This window comes from Lactobacillus sp. X-49 (assembly GCF_057063645.1).
This window is the reverse complement of the sequence record NZ_JBXSQM010000005.1, coordinates 72,260-93,752: the sequence shown is the minus strand read 5'-3', so window position 1 is coordinate 93,752 and position 21,493 is coordinate 72,260. Positions and strand designations below refer to the sequence as shown.

Below are 21,493 nucleotides of genomic sequence, written 5' to 3'. Positions count from 1 at the left end.
AATATTTATTATTTTTTAATTAAATATTTACAAATTTATTAAATAACTATATAATAAATATATTAAAAAAGTTAAGGTAGGTAAATATAGTGAACTTTAAAACCATCGTTAAGTGGTTACCTAAATGGTTACTGCTTGCAATTTTCATTACAACACTTATTTCATCATTTGATGGTGTAGTATTAGCACAGGTGCTTTCTAATATTGCTAACTTTAATCGTAATTCGACGGTAAGGCAGCTTTTAACTTACGCGGGAGTAAGCTTATTGGCTCTGACAATTGTTTACTTAACTAAGGCTTTGAAGAAAATATTAATTAATACAGCAATTAAGCAAATGAACCTAAAGATAAAACATAATTTTATTTATCAGCAGGTCGTTAATGCTAATTTTATGGATGATACAGCGAAAAATATTTCTAAAATTTTTAATGACTTTAAGTTGCTCGAAACCAATTACTTTAATTTATTGTTTGATTTGATTTCATCATTGTTAATGGCGCTGGTCTCAGTAATTTATATATTAAGTTTGAGTATTCCAATCGGGTTTTTGGTTATTATATTTTCACTACTACCGATGTTAACACCAAAATTGTTTAGTAAGATTTTGACTAAATCTTCTGCAAATTGGCAAAACAACAGTAGCACTTTTTTGGGCAAGGTAACTGATTTATTTAAGGGAAAGAATACAATCAGAACATACTTAGCCGAAAAAACAATGTATGAAGATACTGACAATTATTTAAATAAAACTGAAATCGCTTATTTAAAAATGAATAATTGGCAAGCAGCAGCATTTTTTGTTGGAGCATTTTTATCAGTTATTAGTTATATTTTCCCGATTAGCGTCGGGGTATTCTTGATCATTAAAGGAAACATTACCTCGGCATCTTTGATTGCCATTTTTATGGCTAGTGATCGTGTTGTAGCACCGCTTAGCAGCATATCTGAATATCTCAATAAAATGAAAACGACGCAAAATATTCGTGAAAATTTGAAAGAACAAGTAATTAGTTTTGGCAATGCCCCAAAGGGTTTAGAAAAAGCACAACCTAAAATTGTTTTTGATGATGTCAACTTTACTTATGCTAACGGTAAAACAATTATTGCTAATTTAAATTTACTTATTCCTTATGGTAAAAAAATATTAATTACTGGAGCGTCAGGTGCTGGTAAATCAACCTTGCTTAATTTGATTCAAGGTTTTGTCAGCCCCACTAGCGGTAAAATTTATTTAAAAGATGGATCAGATAAAATAGCCAATATTCTTAATTCTGGAATGATTGCCTACATTAAGCAGAGTCCGAATTTATTTAATGATACTTTACGATTTAATCTGACATTGGGACAAGATTTTTCAAATGATGCTTGTTTAGCTGTATTAGATAAAGTTGGATTACTTACAGAACTTGGCCAAGACGCCTTAAATAAAACTTACGGTGAAGATGGTAAAGATTTATCAGGTGGACAAAGACAAAGAGTTGAGATTGCGCGAGCTTTACTGTTTAACAAAAAAATTATTCTAATCGATGAAGCGACATCGAATTTAGATCCGCAAACGACAGCTAAAATAAATGAAATCATCTATGGCTTAAGTTTCACAGTTATTGAAGTTGCTCATTATTATGATGCGCAGGAAGTCCAGCAAGCACAATTCACACGATATTTACTTAAGAATAAGACTCTAAAAGCAATTTAACTAAAAAATATTGCTAATAAAATTGACTAATATTTATATATATAATATAGCAAAGATATAATTTGATCATTATAATATATATTAGTATATGTATTATCGACATATGTACTCATTGTGAGAATTTTTTATTGCACAAAAATAAAGCTACCAAAATTAATCTGAGTAGCTTTCAAAACAATAATTATAAATTTAATTGATACAGCCCTTGTTTTCTCCATTTGATTCCAAACTTTTTTCTATATCTAGTAAACGTAACACGATTAATTCCAGTTACCTTGCTGACAGCAGTATTAGACGTACCACTTTGATAGAGTTTAAAGGCGTGTTGCAATTGTGGACTTATATAAGCTGATTGAAACAAAGCAAGCTGTTAAGGCCGCACAGAAACCTGATGAATACGTTATCACTAGACCTTCCTGGGAAACTGTTGGTCATGTTATGGCACAAGGACGGAGAGATGCTCTAAGTAGCGGGTTTGGATTTGGCAGTAATAGATATAGTCATTAAAATCAAGAGGTACTATTAGTGAAAAGAGATAACCCAGAAACTATATTGTTATTGGCAATATCAGCACCGATGCCCGTCTCAGTAAAAGTTTCAGTATAGTGGCTGTTGGTCTTTCACCATTTTTCCGACTTTTTGGCAATCAGTGGACCAATAATTCCTTGCAAAATTGCGGGTACAAAAGACGCAACCACAAAGATGAGGGCAATGATCCATGAAGCAAGGAAAGCAGACACGATTGCCGCCATAAACTGAATAACATCAAAAATAATAGTCAATTCTGTGACGAGACTTAACCAGATAATTAGAAGACAATTCCTTAATTTTAATGTTAACGTCGGCAATAATTTTGGAATATAAATATTGATAAATAATTCCAATCAAGCCAAAAATTAGTAAACCCCAGATAGCAGTTGTGGTTAACTTTAACAAACTGCCTTGAGGTTTCTCGGCGTATGAAATGAATAGTTTCAACATGTAGGCAACGAAAACAGCCTGCATTGAATTCAGAATAGACATAATAATGTATAGACCGACTTTAAACGGATTAGCGTATTTTAAATGTCATGATTACCCTCTTTAAAATATATCTATTCTCATTTTTAATTAACAACTTATAATAATCATCTAAGTAAGTTTATGATAAAGGAGGTCTCTAGAAATGAGTGCAAACGTTAAAGTTGATCACATCTCCACATTTACCAACTCTAAAGTTAGTTGGATTTTTTTCTAAGCTGTTAAATCATCATTAATATATAATATTAGCCGAGATCTATATTTAAGACCTCGGCTTTTAATTAAATGTTTATAAAGGAAAATGTTTATAATGAAATACAATCGTCCAAGAATCAACTCCATATATCCAATCTATAAATTAAATGATGAAACTTTTCGAATTGGCGCCCAAATCGGCATTACCCAAGAGTTTAAAGACCCTACTCATCAATTATATGGACTTTAGTCAATTTACTTGATGGTAGACCTACAGAAGATGTATTAAAACAAGAAAAAGCCGCTTTTCTTAACTTGAATTTAACTGATGATTATATCCTTGATGGTATAGATCTTTGAAAAGGATTAAAGTTTTTATATTTAAAAAGATTTTTGTAAACATTAAATCAAGATTTTAAAATAAAAGCTGATCTTATTAAAAGATCAGCTTTTTATATTTCATTTTATAGATTACAAAGTAGGATTTTTTCGTTTTAATTTCAATAGATAGATTTACACTCTTTCATTATTCTATCCTTTCATAAAATGCTTTTTACTTCGCAATTTGTAACGTTTATATTTACTTACAAGCAATTATCCTAATACTACTAATGATTGCTGATTGCTTACATACAAGTTATGGATAAAACTCTTACTTAGATACCTAATAAAGCTTTAGTTTTATGGTATGAAAAAACGTAAATTATACTATAAGCAATTAAAAGTAATAAACAAGTTGTAATGATTGGTTCCCCCACCATCTGAAAAGCACCTAAAAATTTTATTACGTCGTTAGCTAAAAAATTAAATCTGAATCCAATGAAAGCCATTAAACCATTCAATCCGCCCATAATTATAGGTGGTAAGAATATCAATAAGTTATTAGCAGTAGCCGCTTTGCGTAGCTGCTTTTTATTATAGCCGATATCACCTAAAAATTTGAATTCATCAGTCACACCTAAAGTATCCATGAGTATAGTGAAATAGAGAATACAACCAATAAATACAAAAAACAATACAGAGATAAGAGTTGCCATTAGGAATGCTGCACTATTATATGAAAGTGCATCTTTATTAGTTTTGTAGGCACTTAGAAATTGGAGCTTTAACACTTTGATTTTGTTGTAAAGTTCCTCATTGTCGCGTAGGTTGGCACCATTAATTGCATAAATTGTCTTACTGTTAGCATGTTGACTTTTTTTTAAACTGCTGGTCATTAACGGCTATGTAAGCATAATCACCTTTAGCGAATATGGGCCAGATATTGGTCTCTTTCAAATTGACTTTTTGCTTATTAATATTTACCATACCACGAGAATTCTTTATCGTATATGCGGTAAAAAGATAAGCTAACTTCTTAGAAAATTTAGAATTATGTTGCGGTTTATTATATTGTTGCTTTAATAACCCTTTAAAAGTGCTGAGATTAATAATTCTACATTTTTTGGTAGCCATTTTTTCACTTAGTACTATTGGTCGTTTTGCAGTCGCATTAATCACTTTTACCGTTTTAAAATCACCACCGTAATTTTTAGTGATTTGCTTCACCTTGGTCACTTGATCAGGCTTAAGTTTCTGGTCAATTTCAATAGCTGAAAGGACTGTTTTTCTTAAAGAAGCTTTTTGATAATTTATTAGTAAAAAGCAAGTTGCAGTAAGAGCAATAACAGCCGATATAACTAAAGACAATACAACTAATAGATTTGATTTAGTTTTTAATTTAAACAGCGATTCTGGCAAAAAGATATTATTCGTTGGTCGATACAGCTGATGATGGTTATTGATTTTACGATTAATAAAATAAGTTAAAGTGCTTTTGATAATTAAAAATGTGCCAATTATTACCAATGCTAATGTAATCAGTGCCATTGGTACAAAACCGATTTTGACCCACAAAGATTGTTGTTGTTTAACAAGATCTAAAACCAAGGCATAGCCTATTAATAACGAAATTATCCCTAAGTAAAGCTGTCCAAGACTTGGTCTTAACAGCCTTTTCGCCAACTTGATTTAAATTAGAGAGATTTATGATGGATAAGCGCTTAATCAAATGGTGATTATCAAAAAAGATAACTAATAACATAAAAATTGAAAGTGCTATTGTAATTAAGAATGGTAAAAAGGTGAACTGCGTTAGATACGGTATATCAAGCTTTAAAGTTGCAATCAAAAGTATTTTTATTAAACTATAAAACAAAATACTAAGAAACATACCAGCAAAGCAGGCAATTCCAATAATAATGGTGTTTTCTATCATTAAAATTGAAGTAATATTCTTCTTTGACATACCCAGCATTGAATAAATTCCTAGCTCTTCAGCACGCTGCTTTAAGAAAAAACGATTAAAGTAAATAATAAAGAAAATTGTAAATAAAGTAAATAATATCGAAGTAACATAAGACATGAACTCCACTTTTGCTGAACTTGATAAAGAATCAGCAATTACATGGTCTTTAGCGAAAATTTGCAGAGTGTTGAATAATCCTAGAATTAACGAAAGCGAGATAAAATAATTTTGGTATAAGCCAAAGCCGTTTTTGATATTGTTTTTAGCTATTACTTTGTAATTCATAATTAATCTCACTCCCCTAAGCTTCTACTTCGGCTAATTTTTGCGCCAATAGTTGTTGAAAAGCATCATTACTATTTTTTTAACAATTTGGTCAACAATTTTGCCATCTTTTAGAAAAATAACCTTGTTAGCATAACTGGCCGCTAAACTATCATGAGTAACCATTAAGATAGAAGTATTAAATTTTTGATTCACTTTTGCTAAATATTCCATGATTAATTTGGCTGCTTGAGAATCCAACGCACCTGTAGGCTCGTCGGCCAATAAGAGTGCTGGATTCTTAATGATGGCCCTAATTATCGCTACACGCTGTTTTTGACCACCAGATAAAGCCACTGGATATTTATCAAGTTGATCACTTAATCTAAAATATTCGGCTAACTTATCAATCTTTTGATCGATTTCTTGGTCATTTCTACCGAGTAATGACATAGGAACAGCAATATTTTGTCTTACCGTTAAGCTTTTTAATAAACGATAGTTTTGAAAAACAAAACCTAGTTTTTTCTTACGAAAATTGGCAGCTTCATCATCAGATAATTTGGAGATTTCATGATCATCGACATAGATTTTGCCTCCAGAAGCTGTATCTAACGTTGAAATCATATTAAGCAACGTAGTCTTGCCAGAACCTGACGCACCCATGATTGCTACAAATTCGCCAAAATTAACTGCAAAGTTAATACCGGCTAGTGCTTGATATCGCTTTTCATAAAATTTAGTAACATTATTTACTCGTAAAATTTCAGTCATAATTAATCCTCGCTTTCCGTCGCCTTGTACTATATATCTAATACAATAAATATAATAGAAAGCGTTGTCAACTAGTATCCTAGAAAGTAAGGAAAGAAATCCAAATGAGTTTAAATAAAACTTGAAATATTATTTTTTCTAATTAATTTTTATAAAGCTCTAATTTCAATATAGTTTTAATCAATGTCGTTGTAAGCAAAGAAATAATATAAAGTAAACTATAAAATCCTCTGACGCAAAAAATTATAGCAATGTATTACATGTAGTAATCGGCATACCATAACAATGCGGTGATACAAATAGCTAAAATTGAGCCAGCAATCAAAAAGTACATTGACTACTACAACACTAAAAAACTCAGAAACAAACTGAAAGGACTAACCCGATTGAATATCGGAAGTTAGTCCTCAGCTAGATTTTATTAAACTGTCCTAATTTGGGGTTCACATTAAGTTCAGGCGTGGAAGTCATTTTTACAGCTTAATAATTTTAGAACAATAGTCCGCTACCACAGGGTCATGGGTAACAATCACCAGCGTCTTGCCCATCATGTTCAACTGCCTTAATTCCTTCATAATAATGTCGCGGTTCTGCTCGTCTAGCGACCCGGTTGGCTCATCCGCCAGAATCAACTGGCTAGGCTTAATCATAGCCCGGGCAACGGCAACCCGTTGCTGCTGACCGCCAGAAAGCTCATAGACCTTGCTGTCTTTATAGTCTTCAAGACCAACCCGCCTGAGCGTCTCGTCAATCTGCCTTATCTTAGCTGCTCTGTCTTTTCTAACATATTTCTGAGCCAAGGTCAGATTTTGGGCAACGGTTTGATTATCAATCAATGCAAAATTTTGAAAGATATAATTAATCTTATTACGAATCTCCCGGCTTGCCTGCGTGCTGTTGGGCTTAATATTACTTTGCCCGTCGAAAATATAACTGCCGGAATCAAAACCATCAATTAGTCCCAAGATGTTTAACAAAGTCGACTTGCCACTACCACTGGCACCCATAATGGCTACCATCTCTTTGTCCTTGACTTCTAAATTCAAATTCTGAAAGACGATCTTGCGTCCAAAGGATTTGGTCAAATTGTGGATCTCAATCATTGTCTCACCCGCCTTTCAATACTTGAACAATATTCCGGTTCTCCTGGCCAATAAAGATAGCCAGCGTCACCAATAGGTCAACCCCTGCTAACAGCACACCAACCAGCAGTGCCCCAGAGCTTTTGCCCCAAAAGCAGGCTACGCCGATTTGAACTGCATATAGGCTTAGTAAGAGGGTGATAGCCATGCTATAACGGTCAATGACCCTAAAACCCAGCAGGCGCAAAATCGATAGCTCCCGCTCATTGGTTCTGAAATAGAGGACCGCACTGAAGGCCGAAACGACCAGTGAAATCGTAAAGGTAACGCCCAACAGAATCAGTGAAATCAGCAGGCCCCAGCGGTATGTAGTAGTAAGATAATTGGCAAGCGAAGCTGCTGTTGCAAACTTTAACCTGATGCCCCGCATGTATTCAGCCCGACCCAAACGCTTAATCAGCGCCCGGTTATGCCGGTTATTTTTGATTCTGATAGGATTACTCAGACCCGAAACGGACAGCTGCAGTTTGCTCCAGTGATCCAGGTGGTCCGAATCAATCAATTCATAGATTGGCCGCTTAAAAAGTTTAAGTTGTTCATTGAGATAAACCGGGGTCGCAGGTGCAGACCGATAATACACAATGTTTACTTGTGTTTTTGCCAAGTCTTTTCTTGACTTGTCTGAACGGTCAAGGACAAGTAACTTGGTCAGTTTAGTTACCTTATCATGGTCCTTCTTCATTTCAATCGGTACGTAAAATGTGTTTTTCAGCCCTGTAGGTGCAGTCAGACCCAAATGCTTAAGGTAATTCTGGTTAATCCGCACCACTTGGTAACTGTCCTTGGAGGTAAAGCTACCAGCGATTTTGAAGCGGGCCAGGTTTCTTTGCGGGTTAGTGATTGAACCGGACACAAAATAGGCATTGCTCCCTTTTTCCAGGTCATTAAAGAAGCGTCCTATCTTGATCTCATTTTTGCCATTATGAACATCGTCATTTCTAATGGCTTCGGCAGAAACAAGACTAGTTCGTTCCGCCGTCAGGTAGCTGCCCAAGCGGGCAACCCTGTCATATTGCCTGCTTTTTTCATTGATTTCCTTAACATTAGCCAAACCACCGATTAGCAATACTGTGGTCAATACAACCGTCGCAATTTTGATGACCAGTGTGATGGCCATACCCAGGTTGAAGTTGATGCCCTGCTTTAGCAGCGTGATGATTCGAATACTCCTAATAAGGGCAAGTGCGATAAGAATAGACAAGGCAAAAATCATGACGACAACTAGCTGGCTAACCAGCACCCACTTGGCAAAGCCCGCTGGCCAGTAAACGAAAAATAACCTGATTCCGATATCAAAGATTAAGCTAGCACCGAGAAGGGACGCAAGCGGCAAAGTGAACAGCTTCCCCACCACGTCCAAGTTAGATAGGCCTAACAGCTTGTACACACCGATTTGCTTAACGTTTGTCAGTGGAATTGAAAAAGTGGCAAGGACTGTTAGTACAGCCAGTATTAGGAACAAGGCCAGATAAATCATCAGCGATCTATTAATGTATTCCTTTTTGGAAAACACTTTGGGCGTCAATAGGTCTTTCTCGCTCGTATTAAAAAATGTAGCCAATTTGCGCACAACTACCCTGCGGTGTTTCAAATTACCGATAACCGTGTAGACGCCATTCACGGACTTGTCATCCTTGCCCCAAAACTTGTCGATGCTCTGCAGTTTGATACGCTCAGTTTTCCAGAACACGGGGATATCCCTGCCCTGTACATACACGGTCTTCTTGTTTGGAAATAGGTCAAACTTCTTATTCCGGGCGAAGAATTCATAATAAGGGAAACTGACCTTGCTGACCACAGCCGACTTGATTACGGTTCCCCCGTCATAATCAGTCTTGATCAGCGTCAAGCCATACCTGTTAGCTATGCGCTTAAAGAAGGGTAGCGTTTCGTCTGCCGTGCGTGGACTATTAGATAAGTACACCTTATACGAGTTTGACGTCTCCTCTATTTTTTCAATTCGATCTTGATCCTTGGTCTGGTAAATATTGATTACCAATAGACCTGCCAGAACGGACATCATTACCAAGAATAGGCTAACTACTTTTTTGATAAGATCACTTCCTTTCAGTTGTAATGGCATTAGTAAATAAAATAGTATTATTATATATATCAGTAAAAACTCTTGCATACTTTTAGAAAAGTAATTTTTTTCCTAATTAAAGTGTATGCAAGAGTAGTAGGCAATAATGGAAATTAATTAGTTATTTGTTATTATTCATAACTCCACCAATAATTTAGCCCTGTAGGTGGAAATTTGTGATAACTTGCTTGAGACCAATTTCCGGCATTAGCAACAGCCTTATCCCGATTACTTTTATTGGGTCCAACCGCTGAACCATGTCTACGAGCAGTGTGAAAATAATCGGAATAGCCAAATGTACCATTCAAGCCTACTCCATAGTTCCATGTGCCACTACTAACATTTTGTGCTAGTGTAGTGGTGGCTGTGCTAGCAAGTCCTAAAGAAGTAACTATAAGTAACTATAGGAACGATTGAAAACATCTTTTTAAACATGTAATTCGCCTCCTGATTTACTAATCCACATATCGCTTGTATAAAATATAACACAATATACCCAAAAAGCAACCGCTTACAAAAACTACATTATCGCGCATTAATACACCCCAAAAATTGTCTTAATTTCGGAAGCATATTTTTATCTAATTTAACTAAACAAGATAAACGTATTGGCAAAACCATCTATATATATTAGAACACCACAATTATTCTCTTGTATCCTTAATATTTTGGGGAGAGGATCACTAGCTTCTTCAAACGAAGCCGTATGAATTAATACTTCTGTATTCTTCCTTTCAAAAAAATTTCTATATTCTTGATATAGTATCATTGCATTACTCATTTTGTATCCCTTGTTCATTTACCCAAAATCAATCGAATCTAATAGATGTTCCCCAGATCAGTAAAACCAAGATGCAATCTGCCGGTTCTTCAGCGTTATATACACGGGATGGAAAATTCTTAACCCAAAAAAGATATCCATGACCAATCGCCAGAATTATTTAGTAATTTGCAGATTAATCAAAATAGATTTAAAGATAATAAAATATTTACCGATATTTTATTATTTTTGGAGTTATGGTTTAATACAAGATCAGAATGCAAATATTAATTTTATAAGCAAAAGATACTGATTCGAAGAAAAATTAAGCAAATAAGAATTCCTAAACTTTGCGTTATTAATGACCAATGATAAAGAGGTATTGTTGTTAAACAAATCCAAATTAATACCATTAGCGCTAAGGCGGTTAAAGAAAGTCCGAGATTACTATTAGTAATGGCAAATGTATGAACTATTAGGTAACCTGCAAGATATGGCCATCTTAACGGGAAAAACATTTTAAAGAGTGTTAGTATTTTAGGTTTACGAATCTCAATCTCGTTCTTAAGCGAATCGACCTCATTTCGAGGCAAAATGATAGAAACATAATCAAAAATCATCACATTAATACAAAGTAGCGCAAACTTAAGTGGCGTACTAATCCAACCAAAACTAAGTTGCCAGAGTTGCTCATCGGGGAGTTCTGACCAACTTTGTCTAGCTAAAAAGATTAAGAATGTACAAATTGCTGTATACAGCAAAAAAATGTATTTCTTATTCATCATTAAGAACTCCGGCTTGCAACTTCAAACGACGATCATAATTAATTTCATCTACTTTATCATGACTTGCCACAATAATTGTCTTATTATTCTGTTTTAGCTGCTTTAATAATGTAACAAATTGACTAACACTATCTTGGTCAATTCCTCTAGTTGGTTCATCTAGCAAAATAATGCTTTGATTTTCCATAACTGCTTGAATAATACCCACTTTTTGACGCATACCTACGGAATATTTGGCAATTGCTTGTTTGTCATCAGGATCTAGTTCAAATTCAGTAAGCAATTGCCGCACTTTAGTTTCATCATAACGATGGTTAAGGTTAGCTAAAAACTTCAAATTAGTTAACGCTGATTCATATTCTAAAAATCCCGGGTTTTCAATTAATGCCCCTACCACATCAGTTGGACCTATTTTCACTATCCCACTATCTGCCTTTAACAAACCTGTAATAATTTTAAAAATGGTAGACTTACCAGAGCCGTTAATGCCTGAAATATGAATTAACTCGCCAGGCATTGCTTTTAATGATACATCTTGTAAAACAACCTTTTTACCAAATGATTTTTTGATTTTTTCAATTTGTAACATAATCTTTCTCCATTAGTAACCGCCATAAATGTGGTGCATTGCCCGATATAGTGGATCATATAGCGGGCTATATAAAATTAAGAGCTTTTTTTCAATATTAAAATGATATATTAAATCTAAAACTATTACTAAAAATAACAGAAAATAAGGATGGCGTAATTGATAACCACCTACCAAAAGCCAAGACAAAAAAAGCAAAACAAATACATGTAGTAATAATAAAATTATTCCTAAGACTGGATTGCCGTTTTTAAAAAAAGGATAATTAGTTCCTAAATATGGCACGAATAAGCCCAATAAAAATATTAAGCAATAAAAAGTAGCTATTCCTAAGAGAATGACGATTATCTGATTGTTCTTTTTGCGCACACCAACAAATAACCGAATTTTACGTAGTGCTAAGACCTGTGAGTAAAAGAGGGTTAACATTATTGGCTGCAAATACAAAGATACCAAATTAGCATTAAGATACGTATTCAATAGTTCCATAGTACTAGGGTCACTTTTACTGATAAGAAATTGTCCACCCCACAAACTAATGAATGTGATCAATAATACGATTAAAATAAAACGATGACTAAAGCGCTTAGTGCTCATGCTTATTCCCTCTCTACTTTTTGCTTGTACCATACACTAATTAAAATAGCTGCAATCATTAAATAGATAAATGCTGCAATAATAAAGGCAAAAATTGGTTTAATTGGTGGAGCTTGACTAATAAAAGTATATTGTCCTGGTGCCACTAAACTAAATAAGAACCAAGTATATGAAAAAGTGCGCCAAATTAGGTTATTCATATTACCTAATGTTGGTAATAAAATTAAGATTAATCCTAAAAGTGGTCCAATTATTGGATAAAAAGCATTTTTGCGGATATAAAGCCCCAAGCTAAAAATTAAAATAGCAAAAATTCCCCAGCCAATAGCTGATAGCAAAATGAATAGCACTATTTCTGACAGATCATTTGTTAGAATATTAGCTGGGCGAATTGCATGTAAATATACTTGATCATTTGTTTTATACACAAAAGGAAAATAAAACCAATTAATTAAGAACATTTCATATAAATTAGTTACTATCGATAAAGCAGCAGCTGCCCCAAAAGTATCTTTAAGGCCTTGCTTTAAAAAAGTAGCATAACCAATTCTTTGTTGTACATTAGAAAATATATTATTATTTTTTAAGTAAACAAAGAAAGCTGAGCCAATAATTGTTAGCAAAGACATCTGGAAAATGTCTACTAGCATATTAGAGTTTCCTCCTCCAGATTGCAATGCAAAGAAAAGTCCAACTGAAATATTTCCCTTAGCACTCAAGATACCACTTGCACCATGAATACCAAGGAAAACATAGACCGTAATTAATAAAAAATATAGTATTAAAATAGTTATATACATTACCTTAGTTCTTTTTAACATAAATTATTCTCCATTCTTCATATGTTCCTTTTTCATATGCATAAAAGTCGCGTCATGGTCAGTCTTAGAATAGCTGTTACGCTCGCCAAATATTTCTGTTGCTACTTCATACTTTTTTGCTCTGGGGATCAAATCCTTACGCAACTTATGCAGTACCTTTTTAAGACTGCGTCTTTGGCGTTTCTTAGTTGAACCCCCAAGCGGGGTTTGGGGCTCAGCTGCGATTTCTTTATCTAATTGCTTAGTGGTAGCTTCTGTTTGTCTGGCAATCATTGCTAGACCATAACTAGTTTGGGCTTCTTCTTCCGTGATCGCTTGGATTACTTCTGTTTGAATCAGTTCATCATAAAGTTTAATTGCACTAGTTTTTAATTTGGCATGAAATTTTTCCACTGCTCTTTTCCAAACGAAAGTATACTTGTTGGCATCAGCTTCAATTTTAGTCCCATCAATAAAGATGGCATCTTTTTTAATTAAGCCTTCTGCCTGCAGGAGGTTAGTAAAATAGACAAAAGACTGTTTAATTAACTGATTGGCATGTTTACTAGACCTAAAGTTATTGATTGTGTGGTATGAAATATGCTTGCTGCCAGCAATAATCATCATTGGCAGATTTTCCTCTAGCATTCATTCTTTCAATTTTCCTGCCAGAGAAAACTCTCGTCTAGAATAAGCAAAAAGCAAAATTTTAAACATCATAGCTGGATGATATGCTGGCCGACCAGTAACTGGCTTGTCTTCTAATAGTACTTTGTCAGGAATAGAATCAACAAAAGTGCTAATAACCTGAACAAGATAATTTTTAGGAATAGAAAAATCTAAATTGAGTGTTAAAGCAGTTTGACCGGTGATATAATTTTGATACATGAAAAGCCCACCTTTTTATTTTTGGTACTGAATTAATAATATCAAGGCAAAAATGTATATGAAAAATCCGCTAGAACTTAAAGGTTCTAACGGATTTTTTGCTTGTTAGTGTCTAGTTTTTTCCCAGACTCTTTTTGGCTTAACTTAATGACATTGCTTAATTTCAGGATTCACATCAATCCTTAGATTAAGTTCTTCAATTTTTGATAAAAATTTTCATGTGAGCCGATTAAAAGTATGATAACTATTACTTCGTCTTGATCTATTTTATAAGCAATGCGATAACTAACTTTAGCATAGTTAAACCCTACGGCATAAATACCAACTAGATCACCTTTTTTGGCAGTTCCACTATAAGGGGTAATCGCAATATCATTATATATCTTATCAATAAATTTTTGCTTTAATTGCTTATTCTTAATTTTTTTAAGAACTTTGATTGAATTACTACTCAATTTAACTTTATAGGCCAACTTCTTTTTCAAGCTCCTCTTTGGTCATAATTGGTTCTGGCTCTGCATCTTGTGCTAACTTATTAATTGCTTCTGGAATCGCTTTTTTGGCTTCTAAAAACTTATCAATTAATTCTTGGCCAGAGTAATTTTGACTTACCAAGTCTTTGAGAATATCTGTATCAAAATCAAAAAAATCATCATTATCAACAAATTCATAAAATATACCATTATTTGTTATACGCGGGATAGTAGCTACTCCTTCCTTGATACCAAAGCTTTTTGGTACTGAAAGCATCACTGAATTTCCCTGTTTTCTAGTCTTTATAGTTCTCATTTTGCTCACCTCTAATGATATTTTATCATTTCACTTAAATAATTACTAGTAATTACTATTTAAGTATTTGATATACTTGACTTTGAGTAGAAAAAATACTAGCTCCGATCAAGTATCGCAAACTAGTCCTAAATTAAAGTTTAAAAATCTGGCTTAATTTTAGGGTTTACAGCTAAGCTACAGATCATTTATGTAAAAGTTATTTTAATTAGCGCTCATTTAAAAAATGCTTTAAATATAATTCTTAACTTAGGAATAATATTTAAAGCATTTATTTTAAATTAAACTAGCAGTCAAGAAAGAACGATTTTCTAATGCAATAAGTAGTGCGCGCGCTGTATCAAGACTAGTAATTAACGGAATGTTCTGATTAATTGCGGCTTGCCGAATTACAAAACCATCAGAATTTTGACCAAGATCATGACCCATTGTATTAATAACCAAGTCAATTTTGCCATTTCTAAACTCTGTTAAAATATTATTTTCTTGTTTAGAATAAAGCTTGCTTACCTCAGTTACATGTAGACCATATTTTCTTAAAAAAGTTGCTGTTCCACTGGTTGCAAAAATCCGATAACCAATCTCTGCAAAATTTTGCGCAATTGGCAAAATCGTTTCTTTGTCACGATTTTCAATCGTTAATAAAACATTCCCGCTAGCTGGAATTTGCATATTAGCACCAGCAAATGCTTTATAAAGTGCCTTGGGAAAACTAAGATCGCTACCCATTACTTCTCCCGTAGATTTCATTTCGGGACCAAGATAACTATCAACATTTGCCAACTTACTAAAAGAAAAGACCGGTGCTTTGACGCTAATCCTTTCGGGTTCAGCAGATAAGCCGTCATCATATCCCTGTTCTTGCAAGCTCTCACCCATAATTACCCGGGTTGCAACTTGCGCCATTTCAATACCAGTAATCTTACTTAAAAATGGTACCGTCCGACTAGCGCGTGGATTAACTTCAATAATATAAATTTCACCATTACGCTCAATCAATTGCAAATTCATAATTCCATGACAATTAAGTTTTAAAGCCAATTTTTTAGTTACTTGAGCAATTTTTTGTTTAATTTTTGGTGAAAAAGTTTGGGCTGGGTAAACTGCCATCGAATCTCCTGAGTGAACACCAGCATGTTCAATATGCTCCATAATACCCGGAATCAGCACATGATGTCCATCACAAATTGCATCAACATCACACTCACGTCCGTCAAGATAGTCATCAACTAAAATTGGGTGACTAGCAGCAATATCAACGTGATTTTGCAAATAATCTTCTAATTCATTAGGAGTATAAACAATTTCCATTGCTCTTCCTCCCAAAACATAGCTTGGTCGAACCAATACTGGATAACCTAACTGTTCTGCTGCTTGCATCACACCTTCATGAGTGGTTGCGGTTATTCCTTGGGGTTGCTTTAACTGCAATTCTTTAACAGCTTTATCAAATAGTTCGCGGTCTTCTGCACGGTTCAAATTGGCGACGCTAGTTCCCAATATCTTAACACCATTTTTTTCAAGTCCTGCAGCTAAATTAATTGCTGTCTGCCCACCAAACTGAATAATTACCCCTTCAGGCTGCTCTAAGTCGCAGACATTCAAAACATCTTCCAAGGTCAAAGGCTCAAAATAAAGTTTGTCCGAAATTGAAAAATCGGTTGATACCGTCTCAGGGTTAGAATTAATAACAATGGCTTCATAACCCATTTTCTGTAATGCTTTAACACAATGCACGGTGGCATAATCAAATTCAACTCCCTGCCCAATACGAATTGGTCCTGAACCGATAACTAAAACTGCTTTTTTATCCGTTTTTTGACTTTCATTTTCCGTATCATAGGTCGAATAAAAATATGGCGTTTGCGAAGCAAATTCTGCAGCACATGTATCGACCATTTTATAAACAGGAATAAGATTGTTATCGTGACGCATTTGGCGAATACTAGTTTCATCCTTGTGCCAAAGTTTAGCAACAGTTTGATCAGTAAAACCATATTTTTTGGCAATTTTAAGTGTATCAAGATCATTGGGATGATCTTGGATAGCCTGCTCCAACTCAACAATATGCTTGACAATATCAAGAAAATAAAAGTTGATTTTAGTTAATTCATGAATGTCACTTATTGAATAACCACGTCTAAAAGCTTCAGCTAAATAAAAGAGACGATCATCTTGTGCTTTAACCAGCTTTTTTTCTAATTCCTCATCAGTTGCATGATGAGCAGTTTGAGAATAAAAATCTTTTTGATCAATTTCTAAAGAACGAACCGCTTTTTGAAAGGCTTCCTCTGCTGTTCTCCCAATTGCCATTACTTCGCCTGTTGCCTTCATTTGGGTGCCTAAAGTCCGATTGGCCTTGGTAAATTTATCAAATGGCCAACGTGGAATTTTACAAACCACGTAATCAAGTGCTGGCTCAAATTCGGCAAAAGTTGTTCCCGTTACTGGATTTTTGATTTCATCTAAAGTCATCCCCACAGCAATTTTTGCTGCCATTTTGGCAATTGGATAGCCCGTTGCTTTAGAAGCTAAAGCTGATGAGCGCGAAACACGCGGGTTAACCTCAATCACATCGTATGCAAAACTATTGGGATCTAAAGCAAGCTGAACATTGCAGCCTCCCTCTATCTTCAAGGCTCTAATTAGCCGTAAAGCACAATCTCGAAGTAATTGGTACTCCTTATCTGATAAGGTTTGTGATGGTGAAAAAACAATCGAGTCTCCAGTATGAATTCCTACGGGATCAAAATTTTCCATACAACAAACAATCATCGCATTATCATCATGATCGCGCATCACCTCAAACTCAACTTCTTTATAACCAGCTATTGAGCGTTCGATCAAACACTCACCAACCGGTGATAATTCTAAACCGTTCTTTGCAACCTGAGCTAATTCAGTCGCATTATTGCAAATTCCGCCACCCGTGCCGCCCATTGTAAAAGCTGGACGAACGATTATCGGATAACCACATTTTTTGCCAAAAGCTAGCGCTTCGGTTACGGTTTTGACACTTTCAGATGGTGGTACAGGTTCGCCTAGTCTTTGACAAAGTTCCTTGAACTTCTCCCGATCTTCAGCTTGTTCAATTGAGTCTAGTTTTGTTCCTAAAAGTTCGATCTTTAATTCGTCTAAAATACCACTTTCAGCTAAGGACAGTGCCATATTCAAGCCCACCTGACCACCAAGTGTTGGCAAAATCGCATCAGGATACTCCTTACGAATAATTCGTGAAACTGAGTCAAGCGTTAAAGGCTCAAGATATACTTTATCCGCAATTGTTGTATCTGTCATAATAGTAGCTGGATTTGAATTAACCAATACTACTTGATAACCCTCTTCACGAAGTGCCAAACAAGCTTGTGTACCTGAATAATCAAACTCAGCAGCTTGACCGATAATGATTGGTCCTGAGCCAATTACCATAATTTTTTTGATATCTGTTCTTTTAGGCATGACGTTCTTGTTCCTTTCTTTGGTCAATTATCTGCATGAAGTAGTCAAAAATTCCGTCTTCATCATGTGGTCCCGGTGTGGCATCTGGGTGAAATTGCACCGAAAAGGCGGGATACTTTTTATGTTGCAGGCCTTCAATTGTACCATCATTGACTTCAAGATGAGTTACTAATAGTTGCTGCGGATCAATTGAGTCGCTTTTGACTGCATAACCATGATTTTGGGAAGTAAAACCGATATTCCCAGTAGCAATCTCACGTACGGGATGATTAAAGCCGCGGTGGCCAAATTTCATCTTATAAGTTTGAGCACCATTTGCTAAAGCAAAAATTTGGTGCCCCAGACAAATCCCCATTAATGGTACATGACGCTCAAGCTTTTTAACTGTTTTAACTGTCTCAAGCATTTCTTGCGGGTCACCTGGACCATTTGATAGGAGTACCCCATCTGGATGTAATGATAAAATTTTCTCTGCTGATACTGTGTAGGGAACAACAATACAATTGCAATCACGCTTACTTAGCTCACGTAAGATACTATTCTTCAGACCAAAATCAAGCACTACAATATTTCGCTTTGATCCCGGAACCGGGAATGATTTTGATGTAGATACTTTTTTAACTATATTTTTAGTCGGATTTAGTGTTTTCAACTCCTGGATAACTTGCGTAAAATCACCTTTACTATTACATATTCGGCCACGCATAGTCCCATATTTGCGTAATTTCTTAACTAGTTCGCGAGTATCAATTCCAGCAATCCCCGGAATATTCAAGTCGGACAAAAAATCAGGAAGTGTGGTTTGCATACGCCAATTATCTGGTCGGCGAGCAATTTGATGACAAATCACCCCTTTGATTCCCGGTTCAAGTGATTCATAATCAGCTAATGTAATACCATAATTACCAATTAATGGGTTAGTAAAAACCAAAAGTTGATTGGCATATGATTGATCAGTAATCGCTTCCTGATAACCAGTCATTCCTGTTGTAAAAACAACTTCACCTTGATTCTCTTGCTGACCGCCAAAAGCAGTTCCTTTATAAACACTGCCGTCTTCTAGTATTAAATATCTCATTTATCTGCCTTTCTTTTGGTAAATAATCTGGCCATCAACCATCGTTATCCTGGTTTCACCATAAACTTTTTGACCACTAAAGGGTGTGTTTTTTCCTTTAGAAAAATAATCTTGCTCAGTCATAACCGTTGGGGTTTTTAAGTCAAAAATAGCCAAATCAGCTGGTTGATCAATAGCAATTTTTCCAGCTGTATTAATACCAAAAGTTTGTGCGGGCTTTGTCGACATCCAGCTAAGTAATTGTTCTAGTGAAAAAATTTTAGTTTTAACAAAATGTGTGTATAACTGACTAAATGCAGTTTCACTACCAGTGATACCAAAAGCTGCCTGAGCAAAACCACCCTTTTTATCAGCAACAGTATGTGGTGCATGGTCTGTTGCAATGAAGTCAATTGTGCCATCCAATAATCCTTCAATTAAGGCTTGTTGATCTTCGCAAGCTCTTAGTGGTGGATTCATTTTAAAATTACTATCATTTTGTGTAATGTCATTTTCGTTCAGCAACAAATGATGTGGTGTCACTTCACACGTAACATTTATTCCGTGTGCTTTTGCTATCCTAATAAGTTCAACACTAGTTTTAGTAGATACATGACAAACATGATAATGTACCCCTGTTTTTTGTGCTAATAATAAGTCACGAGCTATCTGCGTGGTTTCTGCTAATTCATTTATTGCTTTTACTTTAAACTCCTGTACTTTAGGTCCCTGATTAATTACCCCGCAATTAAATAAGGAATCATCTTGCGCGTGTTCAGCAATAATCATATTATTTTCTTGCGCTTTTTTCATTGCTATATACATTGTTTGTGCATTTTGAACGCCGTGTCCGTCATTACTTAAAGCAAAGCACCCGGCTTGTTTCAAATTGGCATAATCAGGAATTTCTGAAGTCGTTTGATTAACCGTAATTGGTCCGTATTGTAAAATATGAACTTGACCATTTTGCTTATTATTTTTTATCATCCGAGCCATCAAATTAGCAGTATTAGGAACAGGCATTACATTAGGCATTGCACATACAGTGGTAAAGCCGCCGTGGGCCGCTGCTAAAGAACCCGTTCGAACATTTTCTTTAGCTGTTTGCCCAGGATCACGATAATGAACATGCACATCAACTAATCCGGGACTAACCAAGTAATTATCAGCGTCAATTTCACTGTTAGCTACCAAGTTACTTCCTATCTCTTTAATTATTCCCTTTTCAATTAACAAATCGCCTTTCTTTATACTGCCGTTAGTATAAATAAGACCATTTTTAATTACTGTCCCCATTATGAAAGGCCTCCCAATTTACGTCCGCGTAAAACGGCTTCAATCATCGCCATTCTCATGAAAACACCATTTTGCATTTGCCGGTAAAACATACTTTTAGGAGCCTCAACTAATTCACTGGCTAATTCAACACCTCGATTAATTGGACCAGGATGCATAATAATTGCATTTGCTTTTAGATTATTATAGCGATGTTGTGTAATACCAAATTGTTCATGATATTTTACGGCATTAAATGTCTGTTCATTTGGATCCCCAGTATGACGTTCATGTTGTACACGCAAGAGCATCATTACGTCCACTTGATCGACTAATTGATCAAGCTCTTTATACTCACCATATTGATCAAATTCGTGATCATACCAATAACTTGGCCCCGAAAAATAGACTTTGGCACCTAAACGAGTCAGCAGTTCCATATCACTTTTGGCAACTCTAGAATTTGTAATATCGCCCACAATTGCTACTTTCAAGTTTTTAAAATTACCAAAATGTTCATGAATCGTCATCATATCGAGCATACATTGTGACGGATGTTGCCCACTTCCATCCCCACCATTAATTATTCCCATTTTAAGATTTTGGTCAGTTTGAAGCTGAATTAATTTTTTATAATATTCGTTTTCCGGATGACGAATAACTTCAAGGTTTATTCCTAAAGCCTCCATTGTTAATGAAGTGTCATAAAGTGTCTCTCCCTTTTTAGTTGAGCTATGTGTTGAATCAAACGGTATTACCGTCAGGCCCAATTTTCGTTCAGCCATTTCAAAACTAGTCCGTGTTCTGCTGGAATTCTCAAAAAAGATATTGGTTACATAAACTGGCTGAGTTAGCCTAGGCTGCGGCCCACCATTTTTAAAATATTCAGCTCTTTCAATTAATGCCTCAACCTCACCAATACTGAGGTTTTCAACATTGACAAAATGTGTCAAAGTGACTAAATTTGTTTGTTTCATTATAATTTCTCTTTCTTTGATAAAAAATAAACCTAAAGCAACTTTAGCTTCAGGT

The 21,493-nt window shown here is 35.0% G+C and carries 22 protein-coding genes and 1 pseudogene; 3 read left to right on the top strand and 20 right to left on the bottom strand.

Annotation, left to right across the window (positions count from 1 at the left end):
* Positions 1-89: 89 nt before the first annotated feature.
* Positions 90-1,697 (top strand): ATP-binding cassette domain-containing protein, encoded by a 1,608-nt coding sequence (locus tag ACYIAQ_RS03995; RefSeq protein WP_483562527.1) that lies wholly within the window; start codon positions 90-92, stop codon positions 1,695-1,697.
* A 333-nt stretch (positions 1,698-2,030) separates the two neighbouring features.
* A complete protein-coding gene (locus ACYIAQ_RS03990; RefSeq protein ID WP_483562598.1) occupies positions 2,031-2,204 on the top strand; it encodes a hypothetical protein in 174 nt (57 codons plus the stop codon).
* A gap of 258 nt (positions 2,205-2,462) precedes the next feature.
* On the opposite strand, the gene ACYIAQ_RS03985 is transcribed toward ACYIAQ_RS03990, so the two are convergent.
* Positions 2,463-2,720: a hypothetical protein gene (locus ACYIAQ_RS03985; protein ID WP_483562528.1), complete on the bottom strand. Its 258-nt coding sequence runs from the start codon at positions 2,718-2,720 to the stop codon at positions 2,463-2,465.
* A 307-nt stretch (positions 2,721-3,027) separates the two neighbouring features.
* On the opposite strand from ACYIAQ_RS03985, the gene ACYIAQ_RS03980 reads away from it, so the two are divergent.
* Positions 3,028-3,162 (top strand): hypothetical protein, encoded by a 135-nt coding sequence (locus tag ACYIAQ_RS03980; RefSeq protein ID WP_483562529.1) that lies wholly within the window; start codon positions 3,028-3,030, stop codon positions 3,160-3,162.
* 406 nt (positions 3,163-3,568) lie between these two features.
* On the opposite strand, the gene ACYIAQ_RS03975 is transcribed toward ACYIAQ_RS03980, so the two are convergent.
* The 19 genes and pseudogenes from ACYIAQ_RS03975 to ACYIAQ_RS03885 all read right to left on the bottom strand — a co-directional run bounded on the left by ACYIAQ_RS03975 (position 3,569) and on the right by ACYIAQ_RS03885 (position 21,438).
* Positions 3,569-4,129, bottom strand: a complete 561-nt coding sequence (locus tag ACYIAQ_RS03975; RefSeq protein WP_483562530.1) for a hypothetical protein — start codon at positions 4,127-4,129, stop codon at positions 3,569-3,571.
* Positions 4,095-4,841 (bottom strand): hypothetical protein, encoded by a 747-nt coding sequence (locus tag ACYIAQ_RS03970; protein ID WP_483562531.1) that lies wholly within the window; start codon positions 4,839-4,841, stop codon positions 4,095-4,097. The genes ACYIAQ_RS03975 and ACYIAQ_RS03970 overlap by 35 nt, the downstream gene beginning before the upstream one ends.
* Positions 4,822-5,484: an FtsX-like permease family protein gene (locus ACYIAQ_RS03965; protein WP_483562532.1), complete on the bottom strand. Its 663-nt coding sequence runs from the start codon at positions 5,482-5,484 to the stop codon at positions 4,822-4,824. Before ACYIAQ_RS03965 ends, ACYIAQ_RS03970 begins: the two co-directional genes overlap by 20 nt.
* Positions 5,485-5,517: 33 nt before the next feature.
* Positions 5,518-6,237, bottom strand: coding sequence for an ABC transporter ATP-binding protein (locus ACYIAQ_RS03960; RefSeq protein ID WP_483562533.1), 720 nt, complete (start codon positions 6,235-6,237; stop codon positions 5,518-5,520).
* A 473-nt stretch (positions 6,238-6,710) separates the two neighbouring features.
* A complete protein-coding gene (locus tag ACYIAQ_RS03955; protein WP_483562534.1) occupies positions 6,711-7,340 on the bottom strand; it encodes an ABC transporter ATP-binding protein in 630 nt (209 codons plus the stop codon).
* 4 nt (positions 7,341-7,344) lie between these two features.
* A complete protein-coding gene (locus ACYIAQ_RS03950) occupies positions 7,345-9,378 on the bottom strand; it encodes a DUF1430 domain-containing protein (protein WP_483562535.1) in 2,034 nt (677 codons plus the stop codon).
* A gap of 215 nt (positions 9,379-9,593) precedes the next feature.
* Positions 9,594-9,857 carry a lactococcin 972 family bacteriocin gene (locus tag ACYIAQ_RS03945; RefSeq protein ID WP_483562594.1) on the bottom strand — a complete coding sequence of 88 codons (264 nt, stop codon included), beginning with the start codon at positions 9,855-9,857 and terminating at the stop codon, positions 9,594-9,596.
* A 191-nt stretch (positions 9,858-10,048) separates the two neighbouring features.
* Positions 10,049-10,243 carry a hypothetical protein gene (locus tag ACYIAQ_RS03940; RefSeq protein WP_483562536.1) on the bottom strand — a complete coding sequence of 65 codons (195 nt, stop codon included), beginning with the start codon at positions 10,241-10,243 and terminating at the stop codon, positions 10,049-10,051.
* Between the two features lie 272 nt (positions 10,244-10,515).
* Complete coding sequence (locus tag ACYIAQ_RS03935; RefSeq protein WP_483562537.1) at positions 10,516-11,007, bottom strand: hypothetical protein; 492 nt, start codon at positions 11,005-11,007, stop codon at positions 10,516-10,518.
* On the bottom strand, positions 10,997-11,596 hold the full coding sequence (locus ACYIAQ_RS03930; RefSeq protein ID WP_483562538.1) for an ATP-binding cassette domain-containing protein: 600 nt from the start codon (positions 11,594-11,596) through the stop codon (positions 10,997-10,999). The genes ACYIAQ_RS03935 and ACYIAQ_RS03930 overlap by 11 nt, the downstream gene beginning before the upstream one ends.
* Before the next feature lie 12 nt (positions 11,597-11,608).
* Positions 11,609-12,193, bottom strand: a complete 585-nt coding sequence (locus ACYIAQ_RS03925; protein WP_483562539.1) for a hypothetical protein — start codon at positions 12,191-12,193, stop codon at positions 11,609-11,611.
* Positions 12,194-12,195: 2 nt separating this feature from the next.
* Complete coding sequence (locus ACYIAQ_RS03920) at positions 12,196-13,014, bottom strand: hypothetical protein (protein WP_483562540.1); 819 nt, start codon at positions 13,012-13,014, stop codon at positions 12,196-12,198.
* 6 nt (positions 13,015-13,020) lie between these two features.
* Positions 13,021-13,881: pseudogene (locus ACYIAQ_RS03915) on the bottom strand (transposase); the annotation flags it as partial.
* 182 nt (positions 13,882-14,063) lie between these two features.
* Entirely contained in the window at positions 14,064-14,354 is a 291-nt protein-coding gene (locus ACYIAQ_RS03910) for a type II toxin-antitoxin system mRNA interferase toxin, RelE/StbE family (protein ID WP_483562541.1), read from the bottom strand.
* Positions 14,344-14,670, bottom strand: a complete 327-nt coding sequence (locus tag ACYIAQ_RS03905; protein WP_122018486.1) for a toxin-antitoxin system — start codon at positions 14,668-14,670, stop codon at positions 14,344-14,346. Before ACYIAQ_RS03905 ends, ACYIAQ_RS03910 begins: the two co-directional genes overlap by 11 nt.
* Before the next feature lie 276 nt (positions 14,671-14,946).
* A complete protein-coding gene (gene carB, locus ACYIAQ_RS03900; RefSeq protein ID WP_483562542.1) occupies positions 14,947-18,129 on the bottom strand; it encodes a carbamoyl-phosphate synthase large subunit in 3,183 nt (1,060 codons plus the stop codon).
* Entirely contained in the window at positions 18,122-19,207 is a 1,086-nt protein-coding gene (locus ACYIAQ_RS03895) for a carbamoyl phosphate synthase small subunit (protein ID WP_483562543.1), read from the bottom strand. Before ACYIAQ_RS03895 ends, carB begins: the two co-directional genes overlap by 8 nt.
* Positions 19,208-20,482 (bottom strand): dihydroorotase, encoded by a 1,275-nt coding sequence (locus tag ACYIAQ_RS03890; protein ID WP_483562544.1) that lies wholly within the window; start codon positions 20,480-20,482, stop codon positions 19,208-19,210. It abuts the gene before it with no gap.
* Complete coding sequence (locus ACYIAQ_RS03885) at positions 20,482-21,438, bottom strand: aspartate carbamoyltransferase catalytic subunit (protein ID WP_483562545.1); 957 nt, start codon at positions 21,436-21,438, stop codon at positions 20,482-20,484. The genes ACYIAQ_RS03890 and ACYIAQ_RS03885 overlap by 1 nt, the downstream gene beginning before the upstream one ends.
* Positions 21,439-21,493: the final 55 nt, after the last annotated feature.

Bases quoted from the DNA above. Each gene is read 5' to 3' on its own strand.
- ACYIAQ_RS03920 (WP_483562540.1), bottom strand. From the start codon at position 13,014: ATGTTAAAAAGAACTAAGGTAATGTATATAACTATTTTAATACTATAT.
- ACYIAQ_RS03985 (WP_483562528.1), bottom strand. From the start codon at position 2,720: ATGTCTATTCTGAATTCAATGCAGGCTGTTTTCGTTGCCTACATGTTG.
- ACYIAQ_RS03955 (WP_483562534.1), bottom strand. From the start codon at position 7,340: ATGATTGAGATCCACAATTTGACCAAATCCTTTGGACGCAAGATCGTC.
- ACYIAQ_RS03975 (WP_483562530.1), bottom strand. From the start codon at position 4,129: ATGACCAGCAGTTTAAAAAAAAGTCAACATGCTAACAGTAAGACAATT.
- ACYIAQ_RS03930 (WP_483562538.1), bottom strand. From the start codon at position 11,596: ATGTTACAAATTGAAAAAATCAAAAAATCATTTGGTAAAAAGGTTGTT.
- ACYIAQ_RS03925 (WP_483562539.1), bottom strand. From the start codon at position 12,193: ATGAGCACTAAGCGCTTTAGTCATCGTTTTATTTTAATCGTATTATTG.
- ACYIAQ_RS03905 (WP_122018486.1), bottom strand. From the start codon at position 14,670: ATGAGAACTATAAAGACTAGAAAACAGGGAAATTCAGTGATGCTTTCA.
- ACYIAQ_RS03895 (WP_483562543.1), bottom strand. From the start codon at position 19,207: ATGAGATATTTAATACTAGAAGACGGCAGTGTTTATAAAGGAACTGCT.
- ACYIAQ_RS03980 (WP_483562529.1), top strand. From the start codon at position 3,028: ATGAAATACAATCGTCCAAGAATCAACTCCATATATCCAATCTATAAA.
- ACYIAQ_RS03960 (WP_483562533.1), bottom strand. From the start codon at position 6,237: ATGACTGAAATTTTACGAGTAAATAATGTTACTAAATTTTATGAAAAG.
- ACYIAQ_RS03940 (WP_483562536.1), bottom strand. From the start codon at position 10,243: ATGAGTAATGCAATGATACTATATCAAGAATATAGAAATTTTTTTGAA.
- ACYIAQ_RS03885 (WP_483562545.1), bottom strand. From the start codon at position 21,438: ATGAAACAAACAAATTTAGTCACTTTGACACATTTTGTCAATGTTGAA.
- carB (WP_483562542.1), bottom strand. From the start codon at position 18,129: ATGCCTAAAAGAACAGATATCAAAAAAATTATGGTAATTGGCTCAGGA.
- ACYIAQ_RS03890 (WP_483562544.1), bottom strand. From the start codon at position 20,482: ATGGGGACAGTAATTAAAAATGGTCTTATTTATACTAACGGCAGTATA.
- ACYIAQ_RS03935 (WP_483562537.1), bottom strand. From the start codon at position 11,007: ATGATGAATAAGAAATACATTTTTTTGCTGTATACAGCAATTTGTACA.
- ACYIAQ_RS03965 (WP_483562532.1), bottom strand. From the start codon at position 5,484: ATGAATTACAAAGTAATAGCTAAAAACAATATCAAAAACGGCTTTGGC.